The organism is Metabacillus indicus LMG 22858 (genome assembly GCF_000708755.2).
GTDB classification, from domain to species: Bacteria; Bacillota; Bacilli; order Bacillales; family Bacillaceae; genus Bacillus_P; species Bacillus_P indicus.
The window spans coordinates 424,937-447,490 of record NZ_JGVU02000001.1; the positions used below are offsets into that span (position 1 = coordinate 424,937).

Annotated in this window: 20 protein-coding genes; 13 read left to right on the forward strand and 7 right to left on the reverse strand. The window is 44.7% G+C overall.

From position 1 onward, the window contains the following. Nucleotides 1–144: 144 nt before the first annotated feature. The gene (abc-f, locus tag AZ46_RS02050) at nt 145–2,013 is read left to right on the forward strand and encodes a ribosomal protection-like ABC-F family protein (RefSeq protein ID WP_029281936.1); all 1,869 of its coding nucleotides are present in this window, start codon (nt 145–147) and stop codon (nt 2,011–2,013) included. A 62-nt stretch (nt 2,014–2,075) separates the two neighbouring features. Here abc-f and AZ46_RS02055 read toward each other — a convergent pair whose 3' ends face one another. From AZ46_RS02055 to AZ46_RS02070, 4 genes are all read right to left on the reverse strand, one after another. After that, nucleotides 2,076–2,432 carry a hypothetical protein gene (locus AZ46_RS02055; protein WP_051865114.1) on the reverse strand — a complete coding sequence of 119 codons (357 nt, stop codon included), beginning with the start codon at nt 2,430–2,432 and terminating at the stop codon, nt 2,076–2,078. 64 nt (nt 2,433–2,496) lie between these two features. Further along, a complete protein-coding gene (locus AZ46_RS02060) occupies nt 2,497–3,291 on the reverse strand; it encodes an ABC transporter ATP-binding protein (RefSeq protein ID WP_029281932.1) in 795 nt (264 codons plus the stop codon). Continuing rightward, nucleotides 3,284–4,261 (reverse strand): ABC transporter permease, encoded by a 978-nt coding sequence (locus tag AZ46_RS02065; protein ID WP_029281930.1) that lies wholly within the window; start codon nt 4,259–4,261, stop codon nt 3,284–3,286. The genes AZ46_RS02060 and AZ46_RS02065 overlap by 8 nt, the downstream gene beginning before the upstream one ends. A gap of 12 nt (nt 4,262–4,273) precedes the next feature. Then, complete coding sequence (locus AZ46_RS02070; RefSeq protein ID WP_234703382.1) at nt 4,274–5,206, reverse strand: ABC transporter substrate-binding protein; 933 nt, start codon at nt 5,204–5,206, stop codon at nt 4,274–4,276. Nucleotides 5,207–5,432: 226 nt separating this feature from the next. Between AZ46_RS02070 and AZ46_RS02075 the strand changes: the two genes are divergently transcribed. The 3 genes from AZ46_RS02075 (at nt 5,433) to AZ46_RS02085 (ending at nt 8,729) form a co-directional block, all read left to right on the forward strand. Beyond that, on the forward strand, nt 5,433–6,842 hold the full coding sequence (locus AZ46_RS02075; protein WP_029281926.1) for a sucrose-specific PTS transporter subunit IIBC: 1,410 nt from the start codon (nt 5,433–5,435) through the stop codon (nt 6,840–6,842). Nucleotides 6,843–6,968: 126 nt separating this feature from the next. Beyond that, nucleotides 6,969–7,349 carry a hypothetical protein gene (locus AZ46_RS02080; protein ID WP_029281924.1) on the forward strand — a complete coding sequence of 127 codons (381 nt, stop codon included), beginning with the start codon at nt 6,969–6,971 and terminating at the stop codon, nt 7,347–7,349. A 135-nt stretch (nt 7,350–7,484) separates the two neighbouring features. Beyond that, complete coding sequence (locus AZ46_RS02085) at nt 7,485–8,729, forward strand: helix-turn-helix domain-containing protein (protein ID WP_029281922.1); 1,245 nt, start codon at nt 7,485–7,487, stop codon at nt 8,727–8,729. Nucleotides 8,730–8,801: 72 nt separating this feature from the next. On the opposite strand, the gene AZ46_RS02090 is transcribed toward AZ46_RS02085, so the two are convergent. Then, nucleotides 8,802–9,743 (reverse strand): S8 family peptidase, encoded by a 942-nt coding sequence (locus AZ46_RS02090; RefSeq protein ID WP_029281920.1) that lies wholly within the window; start codon nt 9,741–9,743, stop codon nt 8,802–8,804. Nucleotides 9,744–9,932: 189 nt separating this feature from the next. On the opposite strand from AZ46_RS02090, the gene AZ46_RS02095 reads away from it, so the two are divergent. Beyond that, nucleotides 9,933–10,673, forward strand: coding sequence for a TspO/MBR family protein (locus AZ46_RS02095; RefSeq protein ID WP_029281918.1), 741 nt, complete (start codon nt 9,933–9,935; stop codon nt 10,671–10,673). Nucleotides 10,674–11,256: 583 nt separating this feature from the next. Here AZ46_RS02095 and AZ46_RS02100 read toward each other — a convergent pair. Together AZ46_RS02100 and aldA are read right to left on the reverse strand one after the other, a co-directional pair. Then, complete coding sequence (locus tag AZ46_RS02100; RefSeq protein WP_029281917.1) at nt 11,257–11,724, reverse strand: hypothetical protein; 468 nt, start codon at nt 11,722–11,724, stop codon at nt 11,257–11,259. Between the two features lie 84 nt (nt 11,725–11,808). Then, nucleotides 11,809–13,257 (reverse strand): aldehyde dehydrogenase, encoded by a 1,449-nt coding sequence (gene aldA / locus AZ46_RS02105; protein WP_029281915.1) that lies wholly within the window; start codon nt 13,255–13,257, stop codon nt 11,809–11,811. Between the two features lie 177 nt (nt 13,258–13,434). Between aldA and AZ46_RS02110 the strand changes: the two genes are divergently transcribed. The 8 genes from AZ46_RS02110 to AZ46_RS02145 all read left to right on the forward strand — a co-directional run bounded on the left by AZ46_RS02110 (nt 13,435) and on the right by AZ46_RS02145 (nt 22,534). Then, a complete protein-coding gene (locus tag AZ46_RS02110; protein ID WP_029281912.1) occupies nt 13,435–14,013 on the forward strand; it encodes a TerD family protein in 579 nt (192 codons plus the stop codon). A 15-nt stretch (nt 14,014–14,028) separates the two neighbouring features. Further along, nucleotides 14,029–14,694: a vWA domain-containing protein gene (locus tag AZ46_RS02115; protein ID WP_029281910.1), complete on the forward strand. Its 666-nt coding sequence runs from the start codon at nt 14,029–14,031 to the stop codon at nt 14,692–14,694. A gap of 338 nt (nt 14,695–15,032) precedes the next feature. After that, nucleotides 15,033–15,941 (forward strand): N-acetylmuramic acid 6-phosphate etherase, encoded by a 909-nt coding sequence (gene murQ / locus AZ46_RS02120; RefSeq protein WP_029281908.1) that lies wholly within the window; start codon nt 15,033–15,035, stop codon nt 15,939–15,941. Nucleotides 15,942–15,953: 12 nt separating this feature from the next. Further along, a complete protein-coding gene (locus AZ46_RS02125; protein WP_029281906.1) occupies nt 15,954–16,811 on the forward strand; it encodes a MurR/RpiR family transcriptional regulator in 858 nt (285 codons plus the stop codon). A 24-nt stretch (nt 16,812–16,835) separates the two neighbouring features. Continuing rightward, on the forward strand, nt 16,836–18,206 hold the full coding sequence (locus AZ46_RS02130) for a PTS transporter subunit EIIC (RefSeq protein ID WP_029281904.1): 1,371 nt from the start codon (nt 16,836–16,838) through the stop codon (nt 18,204–18,206). Further along, the gene (locus AZ46_RS02135; RefSeq protein WP_029281902.1) at nt 18,203–19,213 is read left to right on the forward strand and encodes a MupG family TIM beta-alpha barrel fold protein; all 1,011 of its coding nucleotides are present in this window, start codon (nt 18,203–18,205) and stop codon (nt 19,211–19,213) included. The genes AZ46_RS02130 and AZ46_RS02135 overlap by 4 nt, the downstream gene beginning before the upstream one ends. A gap of 28 nt (nt 19,214–19,241) precedes the next feature. After that, nucleotides 19,242–20,594 (forward strand): penicillin binding protein PBP4B, encoded by a 1,353-nt coding sequence (pbp4b, locus tag AZ46_RS02140; RefSeq protein WP_029281900.1) that lies wholly within the window; start codon nt 19,242–19,244, stop codon nt 20,592–20,594. 20 nt (nt 20,595–20,614) lie between these two features. Beyond that, complete coding sequence (locus AZ46_RS02145) at nt 20,615–22,534, forward strand: glycoside hydrolase family 3 protein (protein ID WP_029281898.1); 1,920 nt, start codon at nt 20,615–20,617, stop codon at nt 22,532–22,534. Nucleotides 22,535–22,554: the final 20 nt, after the last annotated feature.

Here is a 22,554-nt window from a genome sequence, read left to right on the forward strand (position 1 = left end):
ATTCTCTTATCCACAAGTGATGCGGAGGGCTTATTAGCTCTCCGTTTTTTGTTTTGGCGCGTTCAGATAAACTCGCTGAAGAACCAGGATAAGCAGGAAACTGCTTATTCTGGTTTTTTTTATATTTGAAAGGGGTTCCTACTAATGACGATATGTTCGGTTCAGGGATTAACAAAATCATACGGTAGCCAGCTGATTTTTGAAAAGCTGAGCTTTGAAATAAACGAAGGCGAAAAGATTGGGTTTACAGGCAGAAATGGTACAGGGAAAACGACGATTTTTAAATGTTTGTCAGGAATTGAGCAGCCGGACGAAGGCACAATTGCTATTAAAAAAGGAAAAAAGATCGGCTATCTGGCGCAAATCCCTGTTTTCCCTGAAGGTACGACTGTGGAAGATGTGCTGAGAGAGGGGTTCTCGGAACTGACAGAGCTGTCAGCTGAGATAGCTGAACTTGAGATGAGAATGGCTGAGGAAAAAGATCCCCATCTACTAGAACGGGTGATGGAGCGTTACGGCAGCTGCAGGCAGCAATTTGAATTGCTCGGGGGCTACGAAATGGATGCGAAGGTGCAGGCTGTTGCCAGCGGACTGAAGCTTCAGGAACTCCTGAATAATGAGTTCCAGGCCATAAGCGGAGGAGAAAAAACGAAAGTTTCAATTGGCATGATCCTTTTAAAGCAGCCGGATATTCTGCTGCTTGATGAACCGACCAACCATTTGGATATTGCAGCTGTAGAATGGCTGGAGGGCTATCTCAAAGAATATAAAGGTACCGTTGTTGTAATATCGCATGACCGGGCGTTTCTGGATGAGACGGCTGGAAAAATCCTTGATCTTGAAGGAGGGGAAGTGACTGTCTACCATACTAATTATTCAGGTTTTATCGCCCAGAAACAGAAAAGGCTGCTGGCGGAATTTCAGGCCTATCAGGACCAGCAGAAAAAAATCAAAAAAATGAAAGAGGCGATTAAAAGATTGAAAGAGTGGGCAAATCAGGCTAATCCCCCGAATGAGGGCCTTCATAAGCGGGCGAGAAATATGGAGCGCGCGCTCATGAGAATGGAGAAACTGAAACGACCTGTCCTGCAGCATAAAAAAATGGATTTGTCCTTTGAAGAGACGGACAGAAGCGGAAAAAGAGTATTGTGTCTTGAAGGCGCTTCAAAATCATTTGGAAATCGGACGATTATAGAAGAGATTTCACTGGATATTCAGTACAAGGACAGAACCGCCATAGTCGGGGAGAACGGCTCAGGCAAATCCACTTTGCTGAAGATGGTCATGGGACAGGTCGAACCTGAAAGCGGGGCTGTGAAAATAGGAAGCAGTGTTAAGATCGGTTACCTTTCCCAGCAGTTTGCGCTTGAGGACACCGATGCTGCAATTATTGATTTTTTCAGGGAAGATGTGCATGTATCTGAGGAAGAAGCCCGTCACATTCTTGCAGGGTTCATGTTTTACGGACCAGCCGTTTTTAAAAAAATGAAGCATACAAGCGGCGGCGAACGGATGAGAATTCAGCTTGCAAAGCTTATGCAGCAGGATTTGAACGTGCTTATTTTAGATGAGCCGACAAATCATCTGGATATAGATTCCAGGGAGGTGCTTGAAGATGCGATTGAGCAGTTTGAGGGAACAATCCTGGCCGTTTCCCATGACCGTTTTTTCCTCAACAAGCTTTTTACAAAGACATGCTGGATCCATCAGCAAAAGCTCTACTCCTTTGATGGGAACTATGCCTGGGCCCGTGAAAAAATGGAGCCAGTGATGAATCAGTCTCCAAAAGGCATTAAAGAAAGTCAGCCTTCAATTCTTAAAACGAAACAACCGCAAATAAGAATGCGGGAAAATGTTGAGGACGTACTGAACCAAATTGAACAGCTTGAACATGAGGTGTATGAGATTGAACTGAATATGAATAAACAAAGTGAACTAAATGAGCTGATCCTGCTTAACAGCCGGAAAGAAGAAATAGAAGGAGAAATTAAATGTCTGTATGAAAGACTTTAGAATGAAAAAAGATCCGCTGCCTGTGCAGCGGATCTTTTTTATTGTTGAGTAACATCAAGCGGTTACTTGAAATTTTCTACGCTTTCCGGGTTATCCGAATGATTATCTTTCAAGATGCCATTTTCTTCGATATGGCGTTTGGCTTCTTCGTCGCCAAGCAAATAAATCATCCCGTAAATTTTTCTCATCGAATCGTCATATGCTTTATTTTCAGCATCATGATGATATTCGCGGAATGGCACCTGCGCGCGCTGAAAGGTTTGAAAGTCAGCCGAGCTGTTCTCACTGTAATAGGACTTCAGCTGATCAATCTCAGCCGGAGTGGCATACAGTTTGAAGCTTGGACTTGATTCTGCAGGATTCTGAAGGATTTCTCCGCTTGCCACGTCAATATAGTATGTTTGTTTTTCCTGATTCATCCAACCCATCTCCTTTTAGTGATTTGTCTTTCTTTACCACTAATCGGAGAAATGTAACCCTCTATTAACTCAGCATGACCTTGTCTGACAGTGAGCTTCCGCCTTTTATTTTTGAAAATTCGTTCAGCAGGGAGGCTACAGTCAGTTTTTTCTTTTGATCTCCCTCTGCCTGAAAGATAATTCGTCCGCCGTCCATCATGACAAGGCGATTGCCAAGGTCGACTGCCTGCTGCATATTGTGGGTAATCATCAGAGTCGTTAACTGACCTTCTGAAACGAGCTTTTCTGTCAGGTTTGTAATGAGGTCGGCCCGGGAAGGATCAAGTGCAGCTGTATGCTCATCGAGCAAGAGTATTCCCGGATTCGTGAACGTGGCCATTAAAAGGGAAAGCGCCTGCCGTTCGCCTCCTGAAAGAAGCCCGACTTTTGCAGAGAGTCTGTCTTCGAGTCCAAGGCCGAGCGTCGTCAGCTTTTCCTTGAAAAATGCTTTTCTCCTCGCTGTAACGCCGGGTCTCAGTGTGCGTTTATGGACACGTGCATAAGCGATGGCGAGATTCTCTTCTATCGTGAGCGCAGGTGATGTTCCGGCCATCGGATCCTGAAAAACGCGGCCTAGGTATTTGGCGCGCTTGTGCTCGCGCAGGTTTGTCATCGATTTTCCTTCGATCAGCACGTCCCCGTAATCAGGAAAAAGCCTGCCAGATATAACGTTCAGCAAGGTGGATTTACCTGCTCCATTGCTGCCGATTACGGTTACGAAATCTCCTTTTTTAAGAGAAAGGGAAAGCCCGTTCAAAGCTTTTTTCTCATCGGGAGAACCTTCATTAAACACTTTTTCAATCTGCTTCAGCTCAAGCAATATGAACATCTCCCTTTCTCCTGAGAAGTTTTTTCCTTTTTTCTTTCTGTTTTGCCAGCAGCTGCGGCACGACGAGGGCCGCGATGACGATGGCTGCCGTGATCATCTTCATATCGCCTGTCTCAAGGAAGTCTGCTCTAAGCGCAAGCGCAATAATAATGCGGTAGAGTATGGCTCCAATGATGACAGCGAGAGTTGCCCGGATGATCGTTTTTGTTCCGACAAGGGCTTCCCCGATAATGACAGATGCAAGACCAATGATGATCATGCCGATTCCCATGCCAATATCGCTGAATCCTGAAAATTGAGCGATGAAAGCACCAGAAAAGGCAACAAGTGCATTGGATATGCCGAGACCGATAATTTTCAGAAGATCCGTATTGGCTGAAAAGCTTGAGATCATTTTTTCATTATCACCGACAGCGCGGATGGCAATGCCGATTTCTGTTTTCAGGAAATAATCGAGTGAAAGCTTTATAAGCACAATAATGGCGCACATGGCTGCGAGAACTGACCATGTTTTCGGGATAAATGCTTCAAGACCTGCTGATACAAATACAGACTGTATAAATGCGTCGATTCCAAGCCGATTCCAGCCATCAAGCAAAACAGAAAAGACCGTGCTTTCCTGAAGCAAAGGGACGTTTGATTGTCCCATGATCCGCAGATTTATCGAATATAAGGCAATCATCATCAGGATCCCCGAAAGCAGGGGATTGATTTTCCCTTTCGTGTGAAGAATTCCCGTAAGGCACCCTGCAACAAATCCGGCGACAAGGGCCGCCAGAGTTGCGATAAAAGGGTTAACGCCATTTACAATCAATGCAGCACATACCGCGGCACCTGTGACAAAGCTGCCGTCAACGGTGAGATCGGGAAAATCGAGAATCCTGAAGGAAAGATACACACCAAGAGCCATGATGGCGTAGATCAGTCCGGATTCAACAGAAGAGAATAGGGCAGTAAACATGGTGTATCCTCCTTAATCGATTAATTCAGCGTCTTTAAAGTCTTTTATGTCAACATTCATCGCTTCAGCCGCTTTTTTGCTGACCTGCAGTTTTAATTTCTGAGGGTAATCAACAGGGATATCTCCCGCTTTTTTTTCTCCTTTTAGGATATCAGCTGCCTTTAAGCCCGCTTCATATCCAATGTCCCCGTAGTCAAATCCATAAGCAGCAAAACCGCCTCTGGCTACTGAATCAAGCTCTCCGACAAACAGGGGAATGTCTTCGTCGCCTGCAACAGAAATAACAGACTCTAAAGCGGATACGACCGTATTATCAGTAATAATATAGAAAGAATCTACTTTTCCGACTAAGCTTTCAGCGGCCTGCTTGACTTCAGCTGAGGTTGAAACAGATGCTTCAACAATTTCAATATCTGTTCCCTTAGCTGCTTTTTTAACAAGATCAATTTGAGCCGCCGAGTTTTGCTCACCTGAGTTATAGATCATCCCGACCTTATTTCCGTCCACATTTTCATCTATGAATTTGACCGTATTCGGAATGGCATCAGGGTGAGTATCTGTCGTTCCGGTAATGTTTGCACCCGGTTTTTCAAAGCTTTCGACTAGGCCTGCCCCTATTGGATCCGTGACTGAAGTGAAAACAATCGGAATATCTTTAGTAGCATTGAGTGCGCTCAGAGCACTTGGTGTGGAGTTGGCGAAGATCAAGTCAACGCCATCGCCGACAAAATTGCTTGCAATGGTCTGATTATTATTCTGATCGCCGCCTGCAATCTGCACGTCATAGTCAACCTTTAGACCTTCATCTTTCAGTGCTTTTTGAAATCCTTTTAAAGCAGCATCAAGAGAAGGATGCTCGACAATTTGAGTGACACCCACCTGATAGGTCTTTTCGCCGCTGCCTCCCGACGTTTCTTTGCTTCCGCAGCCGGCAGCGATCATCATGCTTGACAGTGCGATTCCCATTCCAAGGTTTTTCCAGTTCATTTGACATACCCCCGTTTTATTTGCTTTTACGCTTTTATGCTTTTATTCATTAAATTATACCGCAATATTTAGTTTCGACAATCATTATTTTCTGATTTGAGTGAAATTTCAGCTATTTTTTCTGTTTAAAAGAAGAGATAATGAGGGAAATTACATGTATGTCAAATACATCTAGGAGGATTCCATGTCAGACACCCGGAAAATTGCCGAAGAAGTCATCTGGGCACTTGGAGGCCGTGAAAATATCACATCTGTGTCGCACTGTGCGACAAGGCTTCGCGTAATGGTGAAAAGGAAAGAAGACATTGATCAGAAAAAAGCGGAGTCCATTGATAAAGTAAAGGGAGCCTTTTTTCATTCAGGGCAATATCAGCTGATTTTCGGAACAGGGACGGTGAACCGCATTTATGAAGAGGTCATTGCGCTAGGTGTTACCGGGTCTGCAAAGGATGAACAGAAAGAGGCAGCAGCAAAAAGCGGCAATTTGTTTCAAAGATCCGTCCGTGCGTTTGGGGATGTTTTTGTTCCAATCATTCCGATTCTCGTTGCTACCGGGCTTTTTATGGGGATTAGGGGCCTTATCCTCCAGGAGCAGGTGCTTGCTTTTTTCGGCATGACACCTGAACAGATCCCGCAAAATGTCATTACGTTTTCAGAGGTGCTGACGGATACAGCCTTTGCTTTTCTTCCCGCGCTTGTTGCATGGTCTGCGTTCAGGGTTTTCGGGGGAAATCCCGTCATTGGAATGGTGCTCGGCTTAATGCTTGTAAGTCCTGCCCTTCCAAATGCCTACGATGTGGCGGCAGATAAAGCCGAGGCGTTGACGTTTTTTGGTTTTATTCCGGTTCTTGGCTATCAGGGGTCGGTCCTCCCTGCATTTATCGCGGGGCTAATAGGAGCAAAACTTGAGCGTTCAATCAGGAAACATACAAGAGAATCGCTTGATTTGATTTTGACACCATTTTTAACGCTTTTATTCATGATCATTCTTTCTCTTTTTATCATAGGACCAGTTTTTCATACAGTTGAGGAATTTATCCTGAACAGCACAGTAGCCATATTAAACTGGCCTTTTGGCATAAGCGGTCTCATCATAGGTTCATTAAATCAGCTGATTGTTGTAACAGGCGTCCATCATGTGTTTAACCTGCTTGAGATCCAGCTGCTCGAGCGCTTCGGATACAATCAGTACAATGCGATCATTACGTGTTCTGTCGTTGCACAGGGGGGAGCGGCGCTTGCTGTGGGCCTGAAAACCAAGTCAAAAAAACTGAAGGCCATTGCGCTGCCATCTTCTTTTTCTGCTTTGCTCGGAATCACAGAGCCCGCGATTTTCGGCGTGAACCTCCGCTATATCAAACCGTTTGTCATGGCGCTGATTGGCGGCGGCATTGGCGGATTTGCTGCCTCTCTTGCAGGCCTTAAAGCAACAGGAATGGCGATAACGGCAATTCCTGGAGTTCTGCTGTACTTAAATGGACAGATCATCATGTATCTCGCTGTGAACTTTCTCGCAGTCGCAACGGCATTTGTCCTGACATGGCTGTTCGGTTTTTCAGATAAGATGATTGATTTAGACGATGAAAAGGAATAAATTCCTAAAAATTCACAGATATATAACAAACGGGTAAAAACTATATTACAAAATGATGATATGAAACATTGGCCCTAAGACAATATGTATACTGATTTGTAACAGATTGGATTAGGTGGCATAGAAATGAACATAAATGAGAGAGCATTGGTACATCTATCAGGCATCTATTCAAAGCTTCTAGGGTATTTGCTGGTTCATCGAGATGCTGACGGAAATGTCGCATATGACATCAGCGAGCTGTCGGATGAACTGGGATTGTCAAAGAGGACCGCTATTCTCAGAATGCAGCAGCTTGAGCAGTTTGGCGCCATTCAGACAGAAAAGCAGGGGGTGTGCAGAATCATCACCACCCGCATTGAAAAAACACCGATAAGCCTTTGCTATCAGGCATTGCATGCTTTGAAAAGAAAACCCGGCCTGGCAGAAGATCCTTTGAAGCTGGCTGATGAAATGAATGTGGATGAAAAAGATGCAGAAATGATCCTGCACGTTCTTTCAAAATAATGAAGTGAATACCTCCGGGCTCCCGGGGGTATTTCTGCTGCCGAAAAATATTCTGTTTGAACTCGGGGCCAATCAATTGGGCATGCCGTTATAATAGTTTTATAGAGATGCTTTGACACAGGGGGATGACGCAGCATGCTGGAAGGAAAAATTATTAAATTTTACCGTGAATTCTACAACATAAAGCAAAGGGACCTTGGTGAGGCGATTTGTTCGGCCACGCACATCAGTAAAATAGAACGCGGGCTGACAGAAGTATCGAAGGAAACCATTCAATTGCTGTGCGAGCGGCTTGGAATCAGCATCGATTCAGAAATTGAAAACTACTATAAGATTAAAAAACTTCTTAATGAATGGCACGAAGCCATCATACACAAAAGCCATTCAAAAACCGAAGCTGTCAAAGAGCAGCTTGAAAACAGCCGCCTGCTTCAGATTCAGGACTTTCACCGTACATATACGCTTATTTTAACCAGGTATTATCTATCATCTTCTAAAAATGAAGAAGCAGAAGCTCTTTTAAACGAGATGCGCCTGTGGACCGGTCTGTCCCCATATGAACAAAATCTTTTGCTGCATATCCAGGGAAATTATCATTTGAGAGCCCGGCATGATTACTTTAAAGCAATTGCCGTATTAAAAGAAATTAATCTTGCAGAATATTCTAACCGTGAATATTATTACGATCTGGCGCTTGCTTACCATTCGATTCATTCAAATGTCCTTGCTTACTTTTATGCGGGCAAAGCCCTCCAGTTCTTTACAGAAAACAGAAGCCTGTCACGAATCATTGAAACGGAAATGCTTATGCTGATTCAGCTGGAGCAATCGGATGATGCTGTTTTTCAAAACAAAGAATATGAGCGCCTCATAGAGATGGCAGGAGATTACGGACTGTCTCATCAGCAGGCGCTGCTGCACCACAATTTCGGATATCATCAGCTCAGGCAGGGGGAATTTACAGCTGCAGCAGAATACTATAAAAAATCTGCCGATAAACGGCAGCCCGGAGATCCCAATTACCTTGGTTCTTTTGAAGGATATGTGAATGCTCTCTCAAAAGAGGGCCTGACAAAGAAGGAAGACCTGGCAGCCCTTGCCCAAAAGGGTCTGTCACTCGCCGAAAAAGACGACAATAAGACTTTTATTCATTTTTTTACGATGCACCTATTAAAAATAAACGGGGAAGTCGAATCCTACTATCAGTACATAGAAAACCATGCTTATCCGCACTTTAAAGAACTTGGATATGTTCTTCCGGCACAGCATTACGGTTTATTGCTGTTTGATTATTACATGGAAAAAGGCGATTTGAAAAAGGCCAATGACTTCGCTAAAGGGCTGATGGAGAAGTTCAGGAGGAACAATCAGTTTGTTTAAGCGGATTTTTTCAGGTGACTACTTGAGATCATACAAAAAGAGCCATCATCTTATGCGGATGATGGCTCTTGATTATTCTTCTGAATCTCCTTCGGCAGCATCCCGGAGCAGATCAGGCGCTGTCAAGTAGAGCAGTCCATTGCCTTCGAGCGTCTTTGGATTTCCATAAGGAATTGTACGCTTAATGAGCTGGGCGTATAGTTCAGCTTCAGTCAGCGTCCTGTCAAATTCTTTTTCTTCCAGCTCTTTAATTAAAGCAAGTGCACCTGAAACGTGCGGAGTGGCCATAGAGGTACCGCTGAATGCAGCATATTCCCCGCCAGGTATAGTAGAAACAATCCTTTCACCAGGTGCAACTAAGTCAAGTTCATTATTGGAATTGGAAAAAGGGGAAGATGCCCTGTTAAATCCTACTGAGCCAACCGAAATCACTTCATTATATGAGCCGGGATAAGAATACTCGGAAGTGCCCCCGTCCTGATCTCCTTCATTTCCCGCAGCACAAACGACGGATATCTGATTCGCAACGGCTTTTTTTACAGCCTTGCGCAGCTCAGAATGATCAGACGGTCCTCCGAGTGACATCGAAATAACATCAACTTTCTGTTCAATGGCGTAAAGAATGCCTTTCACAATCCAGTCGTACTCACCGCTTCCTGTATCTCCTGCCAGCACTTTTACAACGAGAATTTTTGCCTGCGGGGCAACTCCCACATATTTTGATGCGGCAATTGTTCCCGCTACGTGAGTGCCGTGGCCGTGGTAATCGTTCACCCGGTTTTGGTCCCCGTTGTCATCGGTCGTAAAATTACGCCCTCCTGCTATATTGCCGCGCAGATCAGGGTGATTGATGTCACAGCCTGTATCAAGCACTGCGATCGTTATGCCCCTTCCGCGGACTCCCTTTTCCCAGATCTTTGGGGCTTGAATCATTTCCACACCTTCAGAATTGGTTTTCACATTTTTAACAACCGGGCCATATTTATGGGGGAGCAGCCTTACTTGTCCTCTCATCTCTCCCTCTCCTTTACTCGTAATGCTTTAGGTATATGATGGCGTGAGCAAAAGCATGATGAATGACGAGAAGAAACTCATGACTCGTTCAAAACTCCCAAATGTGCTTTGCTTATTTTAATTTGACTAATTAAGGGTATGAAAAAAAGACAGGCAAAATACACTAATTGTGAAAAGGAGGAGGTCATCATGAAGAGATTTTCCGGTTTTGCCCTTCTGAATGCGGCGGGATATGTTCTCGTCATTGTTGTTAACTATCTGGCAAATGCCCTGCCGCTCAATGGACAGACATCTGCAGAGGTGTCTGACAGTATCCCGGTTTTGTTCACGCCTGCAGGCTATGCATTTTCCATCTGGGGACTGATTTACCTGCTGCTTGGAATTTGGACGGCAAGACAATTTTTTGTGAATGAAGAAGAACGCATGAACTATGCAAAGATTGGCATTTGGTTTTTCCTGAGCTGTATCTTTAACAGCCTATGGCTTTTTGCTTTCCATTATGAACTGTTTCCGGTCTCGCTGCTTGTCATGCTGGGACTGCTGATTTCCCTGATTATCGTGTATACGCGCATTCAGCGTTTACCAGAACGGAAATGGCTCATGAGAACACCGTTTTCGATTTATCTAGGCTGGATTTCAGTTGCAACAATCGTAAACTTTTTCATTTTCTTTTATACGGCAGGCATTGAATCATTCCTTGGCTTGAATGAGCTCGCCTGGGCAGTTATTATGCTGATTGTCGGAGCCGTGCTTGCCGTCTGGTTTACATTCAAAAATGATGATGTCTATTATCCGCTTGTCTTCATCTGGGCATATATTGCCATTTATGTGATGCAGGATCCGGCTGCCATCAAAAGAACAGTTGTCATAACGGTGATCGTCATTGCAGCGGCTGTTCTGTTAAAACTTATTCAAAAGCTTCGGAAATAAGAAAAGTGATGCTGGAACTTAACGATTTCAGAGATGAAAAACACCGAACTAGGATATAGCTAGCTCGGTGTTTTTTTCGTGTTAAAGTACAGGACTAGAAGAGGGTGCCGCCACTTTTATCAGACATGGAACCTCGTTTGTGGCGTTATTAGAGGTACTGCTGCCACTTTCATCGGAAGAGGAACCTCATTTGTGGCGTTATTCGAGGTAGTGCTGCCACTTTCACCGGAAGAGGAACCTCATTTGTGGCGTTATTCGAGGTAGTGCTGCCACTTTCACCGGAAGGACCTCATATGTGGCGTCATTCGCGATAGTGCTGCCACTTTCACCGGAAGAGGAACCTCGTTTGTGGCGTTATTCGAGGTAGTGCTGCCACTTTCATCGGAAGAGGAACCTCATATGTGGCGTCATTCGCGATAGTGCTGCTACTTTCATCGGAAGAGGAACCTCATATGTGGCGTCATTCGCGATAGTGCTGCCACTTTTATCAGAAAAGGAACCTCATTTGTGTAGTCATACCCTGAAACAGCATCAGTTTTAAGAATATTTTCAAGTGAACTACCGACATGTTTTCTCCCAGCCCCTAGGATGATTCTTTTTTAAAACTTCCTTCCAGTACCTTCTGATAGCCGTAAATCAAAGCTGCATAGGAAACCGAAAGTGCAAAGAGGCAGTGCTTATTTAATTTCTTCAGCTTATATAAACCTGTTTTTTCGAAAACGTAGGTGAGAGGATAGGCCAATAGGAAATCCATGGCCGCATTAAGCAGCATAAACCTCCAAAATTTTCCGTGTGTAAGGTGGAATATCCAGAGGGTTCCTGAAATGAACGGGCCGAATATAAAGCTCAGATCTCCCCATAAGCGGTTTTTCTTTCCTCCTTTAATCGTCCAAAGCTGATAAGGCCCTGCGATCATTGTTTCAACCGCCAACAACAATGAGACAAGAAAAGAGGCAGGCGAAAAGCGAAGGATGGAAGCGGGCTTTAATAAGAACAGGCTTCCCCAGGAAAGAATAAGAATGATGATTCTGATCGGTTTTGAATAGGTCACAAAAAATCCCTCCTGTTATTCATCATGCTCGAATGGGGGAGGAATTATGAAAAAACGTCCAGACAATTGCCTGAACGTTTTTTGTTATGCTTTTTTGTCGTCATACTGCATGTAAACGGCTTGTGTGACAGTGAAGTCTTCAATCCCGTGTTTGCCGTCTGCTCCGCCAAGCCCTGATTTACGCAGGCCGGCATGATAGCCTTGAATGGCTTCGAAATTTTCACGGTTAATGAAGGTCTCGCCGAACTTCAGTTCATTTGCTGCACGCATGGCTTCGTGGACATTATCTGTATAGATGGACGATGAGAGGCCGTAATCAGAATCATTTGCAAGCTCGATTGCTTCATCAAGCGTTTTATACGTCATAATCGGAAGAACGGGTCCGAAAATTTCTTCCTGGATGATTTCTGAATCCTGACTGACATTTGTTATGACGGTAGGTTCATAAAAGAATCCTCCGGATATGTCAGCCCGCTTTCCGCCAGTAAGAATTTTTGCCCCGCTGTCAACAGCATTATGAACCATCTTTTCAACCGTTTCCAGGCGGTCCTTGCTGACGAGCGGTCCCATTTCAGACTCTCTGTCTGCAGGCATTCCAACCTTTGTATCTTTCATAGCTACTGTCATTTTCTCGATAAATTCTTCAGCAACATCCTCATGCACATACACACGTTCCGCATTTGTACAAGCCTGACCGGAATTTGTGATTCTCGACTGTTTGATGCTCTTAACGGCAGTCTCGAGATTTGCATGCTTCGTCACGATGGCAGGTGCCTTACCGCCAAGCTCCAGGTTCACCTTCGTGATGTTTTGGGCAGCTGCTTCCATAACCTTTGTTCCTGCTTTCACGCTGCCGGTCATGGTAATGATGCCAACCTTAGGGTGAGAGGCCATCACGTTTCCGATTGTCGAACCTTTTCCGGTAATGAAATTGTAAACGCCGGGAGGAATATCTTTCATTTCATCAATGATTTTTGTGAACTCAGCTGCGGTATTTGGTGTTTGCTGGCTTGGTTTGAGAACAATGGTGCAGCCTGTAATAAGAGCGGTTGCGACTTTCCTTGCCAAGATGAAAACAGGAAAGTTCCATGGGACGATTCCCGCAACAACGCCTATCGGCTTCCTGAACATCAGGATGTTTTCATTCGGACGGTCACTCGGAATGATTTCCCCTTCAATCCTGCGTGCCCACTCGGACATGTAGTAAAAGTAGTCAATTGCCGTATCAACCTCACCGCTTGCCTGCTTATATGGCTTTCCCTGTTCCTCCATCAGTAGTTCAATAAAGGTTTCACGCCGTTCCTTCAGCCTGTCCCCAAGAGCTCTGACGATTTTTCCTCTATCTGCTGAGGGGACTTTTTCCCATTGCTTCTGAGCTTTGAATGCCGCTTCAATCGCTTTGTTTGCATCTTCTTCTGTACCTGCAAAAATGGCTGAAATGACTTCCTCTGTCGCCGGATTTACGACTTCAATTGTTTCATCTGAAGTTGAATCCATGTATTCTCCGTTAATATATAATTTATGCCGTTTCATAGTGATCCTCCTTCAATTTCAATCTAGTAGACTGTTCCACTCATGGTTATCCCTTAAACATGAGAATCTTTTTTAATGTGCAGCGAAAAATTGGAAATTGAAACTTTTTTGTGCTAGATTCGTAGTACAATAGAAGCAGACTTCCTTTAATGGAAAATATTTTTAGGGGTGATCAACTTGTCAATTTCATTATCAAAAGGACAGCGCATTGATCTTACGAAAACAAATCCGGGTTTAACAAAAGTGATTATCGGTCTTGGGTGGGATACGAATAAATATTCAGGCGGCAGAGATTTTGATTTGGATGCGTCGGCATTTCTTGCAGATGGAAATGGAAATGTACAGAACGATCTTGATTTTATCTTTTATAACAATTTAAAGAGTCCAAATGGGGCAGTTGAACATACAGGGGATAACCGCACAGGTGAAGGAGACGGGGACGATGAACAGATGATCATTGATTTTTCCCTGATGCCTTCTCACGTTGAGAAAATCGGCATTACCGTTACCATTCATGATGCAGAAGCCCGAAGCCAGAACTTCGGCCAGGTTTCCAATGCCTTCGTGCGCGTTGTAAATGCAGACAACTCTGAAGAAGTGCTGCGCTATGACCTCGGTGAAGACTTCTCAGTCGAAACAGCAGTAGTTGTATGCGAATTGTACAAGCACGGCCAGGACTGGAAGTTCAATGCAATCGGCAGCGGCTTCTCAGGAGGACTCGCTGCATTATGCCGAAACTACGGACTTGATGTCTGATAGGAGGCTGTGAACATGAGCACAATCAATTTGATGAAAAAAACGGCCGGTATCGTTCTTGAGAAAAAAAAGCTTACAGGTGTCGTCGCAAGAGTAGGTCTTGTTCTTGATATTTCCGGTTCAATGCGGAGCCTCTACAAGGATGGAACCGTGCAAAAGGTGGTTGAGAGAATTCTTGCAGTGGCAAGCCAGTTTGATGATGACGGAATGCTTGACGTCTGGGTATACGACAATGAATTTACAAGACTTCCATCAGTCACAGAACGAGATTTCGAAAACTATGTAAACAGAGAGATTCTTTTTAACGATTCTATACATAAATTCGGGCGCAACGATGAACCGCCGGTCATGTTTGATGTCATGACAAAATATTTAAAGGAAGAGCCGAGCAGTGATCCTGCGTTTGTCGTGTTTATAAACGACGGAGGCTGTAAAAGCACAATTAAAAAACCGGTTGTGTCATCTTCTGATAAGCCGCTTTTCTGGCAGTTTGTCGGGATTGGAGATTCCAATTTTAAAGTGCTTGAAAATCTGGACACAATGGAAGGCAGGTTCATCGACAACGCAAACTTCTTCCATGTGCAGAACATCGATGCAATGACAGATGAAGAGCTTTATGACCGTTTACTGAATGAGTTTCCGGACTGGATCAGAGAAGCAAAGGACAAACGAGTATTGTGATTTTGAGGCCACAGGGCATAATCCTGTGGTCTTTTTTTTCTGTTCTGATTGAAAAATCATTCCTTTTTCCTGTTTGCTTATGTGAATCTGCATACAAACCAATCTTTTTTCATGCCCCGCTCACAAAAAACGAATCAAAAGACCCGTAAAATTGTGGGCATTTACATAATTTACAATTGAGAAAACAGGTCGGCACCTCTTGCCGTCTAGTCATAAAAGCGCTATCATGGACGTATAATCTGAAATGTAATTTCAAAAAAGTTAAGTTTAAATTGAAATTATGTTTAGATTAAAATATACTGAATAGTAAGAATTTTGTTAGGGGGCAACATCCTTTTATGGAAAAACAGCTGCGTTCATTAACGACAGAATTGAGAAATGAACAAACAATGAAGATCGACAGCGCAAGCACGCTTGAAATCCTCTCGATCATGAATAACGAGGATATGAAAATAGCGGCGGCAGTACAAGAAGTTCTTCCTGAAGTGAAGGCGGCCGTAGAGTTTGCCTATGAATCTCTTAAAAAGGGAGGCAGGATCATTTATATTGGTGCAGGCACAAGCGGCAGGCTCGGAGTCCTCGACGCTGTCGAATGCCCGCCGACCTTCAGTACATCACCGGATACAGTCATCGGGCTGATTGCCGGTGGGGAACGAGCTTTTGTTAAAGCGGTAGAAGGAGCAGAAGACAGAGAAGATTTTGGAGTAAATGATTTAAAATCCATCCAGCTCACAGCTAATGATACGGTAGTAGGCATTGCCGCAAGCGGAAGAACGCCTTATGTTTACGGAGGCCTTCAATATGCAAAAAGCATCGGGGCTAAAACAGTCGCTCTTTCATGCAACAAAGATGCGAAAATTTCTGAAGCGGCGGAAGTCGGTATAGAAGTGATTGTTGGGCCTGAAGTTGTAACGGGTTCAACAAGAATGAAAGCGGCTACTGCCCACAAGATGGTTTTAAACATGATCTCAACAGCATCCATGATCAAAATCGGAAAAGTGTATGAAAATCTGATGGTTGATGTGAATGTGAGCAACTACAAGCTCAAAGAACGGGCCGTCAGCATCATCCAGACGTTAACTGGATCAGATTATGAAACGGCAAAAGAGACTCTTGAAAAAGCGGAGCTGAAAGTGAAGCCGTCCATTGTCATGATTAAAGCGGGAGTCGCGTATGACGAAGCATCTGATTTATTGCTTCGCGCAGACGGAGATGTCCGAAAAGCCATCTCACTTCATGAAGGGTAAGGAGCGAAAGCTATGACAACCGGTGCTCTCTCCATTATCCAAACGATGCTTTCCAAGCTGCCGCAATCTGAACAAAAGCTTGCCGAATATATTCTCAAACATCCGCACGAAGTGGTAAACAGCACCGTAAGCGAGCTCAGCACATCGGCAAAGACAAGCGGGGCAGCTGTTGTCAGGCTCTGCAAATCACTTGGACTCAGAGGGTTTCAGGATCTGAAAATGAGAATTGCCGGCGACTTGATGAAGTCTGTTGAACAAGGCTACCGTGATATTGAGCCTGGTGAATCTCTTTACAGAGTTGTTGAGAAAACGACAAGCAATACGATTCAGATTATAAGAGATACAGCGGAGATTATTGATCATGACAATCTGAAAATGGCAATCAGCATGCTCATGAAGGCGAAAAACGTTCACTTCTGCGGGGTAGGCGCATCAAACATAGTCGCGCAGGATGCCCAGCAAAAGCTGATCCGCATCAACAAAGGAGCAACTGCCTTTACAGATATGCATCTTGTTGCAACATTAATAGCAAATGCACAGCCGGACGATGTGCTTTTCGCCATTTCGTTTTCGGGTGAAACGAAGGAAATCGTCAATGTGATGAAACTTGCAAGAGAAAGAGGAGTGAAAACGATTGGGCTTACCCATTTCGGGCAGACGACTGTTTCCTCACTCAGCGATGTCTCGCTTCATACTTCTTTCTCAAATGAAGCTCCATTCAGGAGCGCCGCGACGTCATCACGGCTTGCGCAGCTTTATATGATTGATATTTTATTCCTCGGAATGGCGACCGAGCAGTATGATGAGACCGTTCGATATATTGACAATACAAGAGCGGCGATCAAATCAATGACAGAAAAAATGAAATAGGCACAACAAAAGGGGGATTACAGAATGGCTAAGGGGAATAACAGAAACTTACTCATTGCCGAGCAGCTGCTTGAGCATCTTGGAGGAGCAGAAAACGTCAGTGCTTCTACACACTGCATGACTAGGCTTAGAGTTTCTCCGTATGACAAATCAAAAGTAAATATGGATGCCATTAAAAAAACAGACGGTGTTCTCGGGGTTGTAGAGGAAGAGACGATTCAGATCATTCTTGGACCTGGAGCTGTCAACAAGGTTTCGGCCGAGTTTGAAAAGCTGCTTGCTTCAGCGGACGGATTCGACTTAAAGGATGCCGCATCGAAAAACAAGTCGGAAATCGATAAAAAGAATGCAAAGCCTTTTAAACTGTTCCTCAGAAGAATTGCAAGCATCTTTATTCCGCTAATTCCGGCACTTGTCGCATCCGGGTTGATTACCGGTATTACAAAAGCAGTTGTCCAGGCAGAGTGGCTTGCAGCCGATTCACAGCTGGCCATTATTTTAACTGTTATAGGTTCAGGATTGTTCGCTTACCTAGGAATATTAGTCGGTACAAACGCGGCAAAAGAATTTGGCGGTTCGCCGGCGCTTGGCGCACTCGCAGGTATTCTGGTCATTAACCCCGCAGTGGGCGATATTGCCCTGTTCGGCGAAAATCTTCTTCCTGGACGCGGCGGCTTAATCGGAGTCCTTTTCGCTGCCATCTTTATTGCTTTCGTTGAAAAGCAGGTTCGCAAATTTGTTCCGCAGTCTCTTGATATTATCATTACACCTACCATTGCACTTTTAATTACAGGGATCGTAACCTATATCGTATTCATGCCAGTTGGAGGTTTTGTATCTGATACGATCACAAAAGGACTTCTGAGCGTGCTTGATCTTGGAGGAGTAGTTGCCGGTTTTGTCCTTGGAGCTACGTTCCTTCCGCTTGTTGTAACAGGTCTTCATCAGGGTCTGACACCTGTACATCTTGAGCTGATTAATTCAATCGGCGATGATCCGCTTCTTCCGATTCTTGCTATGGGAGGCGCAGGTCAGGTAGGGGCAGCCTTTGCCATCTACTTCAAAACAAAGAAGAAAAGCCTGAAGCGCGCCATTGGCGGCGGTCTTCCATCAGGCATGCTCGGCATCGGCGAACCGCTGATCTTTGGTGTCACACTGCCTCTGGGCCGTCCTTTCCTGACAGCATGTCTTGGAGCAGGAGTAGGGGGAGCCTTCCAGGCGCACTTTGATATTGCGACAATTGCAGTCGGTGTATCCGGCCTTCCGCTGACATTCCTGGTTCACACAAACCAGATCCTTCTTTACCTTGCAGGACTCGCCATCTCTTATGCTGCAGGTTTCATCTTTACGTATCTATTCGGATTTAAAGACGAAATGGCAGCTGAGTTCAAGTGATCGGCATATCATTTTATCTTCAGGACCCGCATGCAGAACAGCAGATTCTGCATGCGGCAGCATCAGGCGTGAAGCGGGCGTTTACCTCGCTTCACATTCCTGAAGAAAAGGGAAATCTGAAGCAGAGGGCGGCAGAGCTTCTGGCACTTGCAGAAAACCATGACATTGAGATCCATGCCGACGTATCACCTTCCACACTAAAGCATCTTGACATACATAATTTTGAAGAGCTTTCTGCATTTGGTATCAGGGGAATCAGACTTGATGACGGATTCGATGAAGCTGCGATACAGTCACTGTCTGCCGTTTTTGCCCTTTCTATTAATGCGAGCACGATAACCGGGCCCGAGCTTGCATCTTTGCTGAAAAAAGGCTTGGAACCTCAAAAGACGATAGCATGGCACAATTTCTATCCGAGGAGAGAAACCGGTTTAGACGAAGAATTCTTTCATTCTCAAAATGAGCTGTTCAGAAAATACGGCATTGAGACAGCAGCCTTCATCCCCGGTACAGGGACAAAAAGAGGACCGCTGTATGATGGACTGCCAACTTTAGAGAAACATAGAAACATATCCTCCTATGCAGCCGGTGTTGAACTGCTTCAAAAGGTCGATCACGTCTATATAGGCGACCCGGGTACAGAAGACGGCCTGATAGAAAAATTGTCTCTTTATAAAAGACGGAATATTCTAACTCTAAGGGTTCATTCAGACCAGTTTACAGGCGGCTTTTATCAGTTTCGGCCAGAAGCATCAAGAGATGTTTTCAGACTAAAAGATACGCGATTGGCTGAAGAGGTAAAACCATGCAATACGATTGAACGGCAAATAGGAATGATTACGATGGATAACAGCGGGTACGGCCGCTACAGGGGAGAAGTCCAGATTTGCAGGCGGGTCTTAAAAGCAGATGAAAGAGTGAATGTCATCGGAAAAGTGATAGATGAGGATTTGCCGCTTTTGAACCTTGCCCTGCCCGGACAAAAAGTGAAGATCGACGCGGTTTAAAAAAATACGGAAAACAAAGGGGAAACACATGAAAAAATGGACAGCCAGCGCACTTAGTTCGGTTCTTGCTCTATCGCTTATCGCACCATCTGCATCGTTTGCAGAAATCAAAGCCTCGCCTAAAGCTAAAACAGAGTACTCTGTTCTGTCGAAAGCAAAAAAACCTGAAGAAGCCGGTTTCTCTTCTGAAAAACTTGAAAAAGTAGACCAGCTGATTGAAAAAGAAGTCGCAGCCGGTTTTCCGGGAGCCGCTCTGATTGTCATAAAAGACGGCAAAATCGTAAAAAATGAAAGCTACGGCTACAAACAAAAATTTGACGGTCATACACCGCTTAAGAAATTTTTGAAGATGGAGAACGATACGCTGTTTGACCTCGCCTCCAATACAAAAATGTATGCTGCAAACTTTGCTCTGCAAAAACTGGCAAGCGAAGGAAAACTGGATGTTTACGACAAAGTTCAAACGTACATTCCGGAATTTAAGGATTCAGAGTCTGATGTGATCAAGGGCAAAGACACGATGCGCATTATTGATGTCCTGCATCACACAGCAGGATTTAAGCCTGACCCGCAATATCATAACCCTGCAGTATCAAAGGAACTGTATTCGCAGGAGCGGGAAAAAACAATTGCAAATATCAACAAGACGCCTCTTACATATGAACCGGGAACACAGAATATTTACAGCGATGTAGATTATATGCTTCTTGGCACGATCGTTGAAAAAATTACTGGACAAAAGCTTGATCAATACGTTGAAAACGAATTGTACAAGCCTTTGAAATTGAAGGATACAGTCTTTAATCCGCTGCAAAAAGGGTTTAAACCGAAGGAAATCTCAGCAACAGAACTTATGGGCAATACCCGCGACGGCGTCATCAGCTTCCCGAACATCAGAACATATACACTTCAGGGGGAAGTTCATGATGAAAAAGCCTTCTATTCAATGGAAGGTGTATCTGGACACGCAGGTCTGTTTTCAACAACACAGGACCTTGCCGTTCTTCTTCAAGTGATGCTGAATGGAGGAGGCTACGGAAACGAGAAGCTTTTTGACAGAGAGGTTATCGAAGAATTCGTAGAGCCTTCTGACATGAATGGCACGTACGGCCTCGGCTGGAGATTAAATGGAAACGACAGCATGGACTGGATGTTCAGCAAGTATGCAAGCGACAGCGCTTATGGTCATACAGGCTGGACAGGCACTGTCACGATTATTGATCCTGAGTATGACCTTGGCATCGTTCTTTTAACAAACAAAAAGCACTCTCCGCTAGTGAATCCGGCTGCAAACTCTAATCAATTCTTCGGAGATCTGTTTACAACAGGCAGCTATGGAAGTGTTGTAACAGCTGTTTATGAAGCTTTGGAAACCAAATAAAAAATAAGGGGATGGGTAACATGGGGAAAAAGAAATGGATATCCGCCGCTCTTGCAGCGGTCCTGTCAGTATCAGCTTTAGCCGGAATCAAGCCGGTTAAAGCATCGGCAGAAACAGATGTGAAAGCCATTGTAGAAAACATGTCCGTTGATGAAAAAATCGGACAGATGCTGATGCCTGATTTCCGCAACTGGAAAAAAGAAGGGGAAAGCACTGCGACAGGCTTCACGGTTATGAACGATGAAGTCGGCGGCATCATTCAGAAATATCACCTTGGGGGAGTCATTCTTTTCGCAGAAAACGTTGTCGGAACCGAACAGACAGCACGTTTAACAGACGGCCTTCAGCAGGCAAGCCCTGATATTCCGCTCTTCATTACAATTGATCAGGAAGGCGGGATTGTCACGCGTCTTCAGACAGGGACAAACCTTCCAGGCAATATGGCACTCGGTGCTGCAAGAAGTGAAAAATATGCCTATCAGACAGGTGAAATTGTCGGCAAAGAGCTTTCCTCTCTCGGAGTGAACGTTAACTTTGGTCCGTCGGTTGATGTGAACAATAACCCGGGGAATCCGGTAATCGGCGTCCGTTCGTTCAGTTCCAATCCGGAACTTGTTTCAAAGCTTGGCATCCAGACAATCAAAGGACTTCAAAGCCAGAACATGGCTGCAACAACAAAGCATTTCCCGGGACATGGCGATACAGCGACAGACAGCCATTATGGGCTTCCTATCGTGACGCATGACAAAGAAAGACTTCGTGCTGTGGAACTCGCTCCTTTCCAAAAAGCCATTGATGAAGGCGTTGACATGGTCATGACGGCTCATGTTCAATTCCCGGCATTTGACGATACGACGTACATCAGCAAAAAAGACGGACAGGAAATTCTTGTTCCGGCTACGCTTTCCAAGAAAGTTCTGACTGGACTGCTTCGCGAAGAAATGGGCTTTAACGGTGTCATCATTACGGATGCCCTGAATATGAAAGCCATCGCCGACAACTTCGGCCAGGAAGAAGCTGTTGTTCTTGCACTGAAATCCGGTGTGGATATCGCATTAATGCCTGCACAGGTAAATTCACTTGATATGGAGCAAAATCTTGCATCTGTCTTCAATGCTGTGAAAGAAGCGATCTCAGAAGGGGAGCTTCCGATTGAGCAGGTGAATGCATCCGTTGAGCGCATTCTTACACTGAAGGAAAAACGCGGCATCTTAACACCTGATTCAACTCCTATTGAGGAAAAAGTAGAAAATGCACTTGAAGTAGTCGGAAACAAAGATCACCTGAAAAAAGAAAAGAAAATGGCAGAAGATGCTGTCACCCTTTTGAAAAACGAAGATAAAACACTTCCTTTCAAACCGAAAAAAGGCGAAAAAGTATTGGTGCTTGCACCATTTGCGGATCAAGTAGAAGCGATGACACGCAGTATTAAAGAATTAAAAGGCAAGAAAAAAGACGTTGAAGTCTCCGGATATGCTTTCTCCGGAAAAACATTCGGTCCTGAAACAGCAGCGATGATTGATGGGGCTGATTATGTCATTACCGGTTCCTATGTGGTGAAAAACGACCCGGCTGTAAACGACGGCGTCATTGACGACTCAGTACAGGATTCAAGCAAATGGGCAACGGCCTTCCCGAGAGCAGTCATGAAAGATGCACAGTCAAAAGGCAAAGATTTTGTCCTTATGAGCATGCGCAATCCGTATGACGCAGCAAATTTTGAAGAAGCAAAAGCTGTCATGGCCGTTTACGGCTTCAAAGGCTATTCAAACGGCGCATACAGACAGCCAAACATCCCGGCCGGAATCAGAACGATCTTCGGAGAGTCAAATCCAAAAGGCAAGCTTCCAGTCGACATTCCATCCGTCACAAATCCAGAAGAAACGCTGTATCCGTTCGGATATGGACTGGACATCCGCTCAGGCAAACAGCTTAAATAACCTGATCTAAGGGAGAGGCT

What these genes read in the sequence shown, in the direction of transcription:
- abc-f (WP_029281936.1), top strand. Translation starts at nt 145, where the DNA reads ATGACGATATGTTCGGTTCAGGGATTAACAAAATCATACGGTAGCCAG.
- AZ46_RS02055 (WP_051865114.1), bottom strand. Translation starts at nt 2,432, where the DNA reads ATGAATCAGGAAAAACAAACATACTATATTGACGTGGCAAGCGGAGAA.
- AZ46_RS02065 (WP_029281930.1), bottom strand. Translation starts at nt 4,261, where the DNA reads ATGTTTACTGCCCTATTCTCTTCTGTTGAATCCGGACTGATCTACGCC.
- AZ46_RS02070 (WP_234703382.1), bottom strand. Translation starts at nt 5,206, where the DNA reads ATGATGATCGCTGCCGGCTGCGGAAGCAAAGAAACGTCGGGAGGCAGC.
- AZ46_RS02075 (WP_029281926.1), top strand. Translation starts at nt 5,433, where the DNA reads ATGTCAGACACCCGGAAAATTGCCGAAGAAGTCATCTGGGCACTTGGA.
- AZ46_RS02080 (WP_029281924.1), top strand. Translation starts at nt 6,969, where the DNA reads ATGAACATAAATGAGAGAGCATTGGTACATCTATCAGGCATCTATTCA.
- AZ46_RS02085 (WP_029281922.1), top strand. Translation starts at nt 7,485, where the DNA reads ATGCTGGAAGGAAAAATTATTAAATTTTACCGTGAATTCTACAACATA.
- AZ46_RS02090 (WP_029281920.1), bottom strand. Translation starts at nt 9,743, where the DNA reads ATGAGAGGACAAGTAAGGCTGCTCCCCCATAAATATGGCCCGGTTGTT.
- AZ46_RS02095 (WP_029281918.1), top strand. Translation starts at nt 9,933, where the DNA reads ATGAAGAGATTTTCCGGTTTTGCCCTTCTGAATGCGGCGGGATATGTT.
- aldA (WP_029281915.1), bottom strand. Translation starts at nt 13,257, where the DNA reads ATGAAACGGCATAAATTATATATTAACGGAGAATACATGGATTCAACT.
- AZ46_RS02115 (WP_029281910.1), top strand. Translation starts at nt 14,029, where the DNA reads ATGAGCACAATCAATTTGATGAAAAAAACGGCCGGTATCGTTCTTGAG.
- murQ (WP_029281908.1), top strand. Translation starts at nt 15,033, where the DNA reads ATGGAAAAACAGCTGCGTTCATTAACGACAGAATTGAGAAATGAACAA.
- AZ46_RS02125 (WP_029281906.1), top strand. Translation starts at nt 15,954, where the DNA reads ATGACAACCGGTGCTCTCTCCATTATCCAAACGATGCTTTCCAAGCTG.
- AZ46_RS02130 (WP_029281904.1), top strand. Translation starts at nt 16,836, where the DNA reads ATGGCTAAGGGGAATAACAGAAACTTACTCATTGCCGAGCAGCTGCTT.
- pbp4b (WP_029281900.1), top strand. Translation starts at nt 19,242, where the DNA reads ATGAAAAAATGGACAGCCAGCGCACTTAGTTCGGTTCTTGCTCTATCG.
- AZ46_RS02145 (WP_029281898.1), top strand. Translation starts at nt 20,615, where the DNA reads ATGGGGAAAAAGAAATGGATATCCGCCGCTCTTGCAGCGGTCCTGTCA.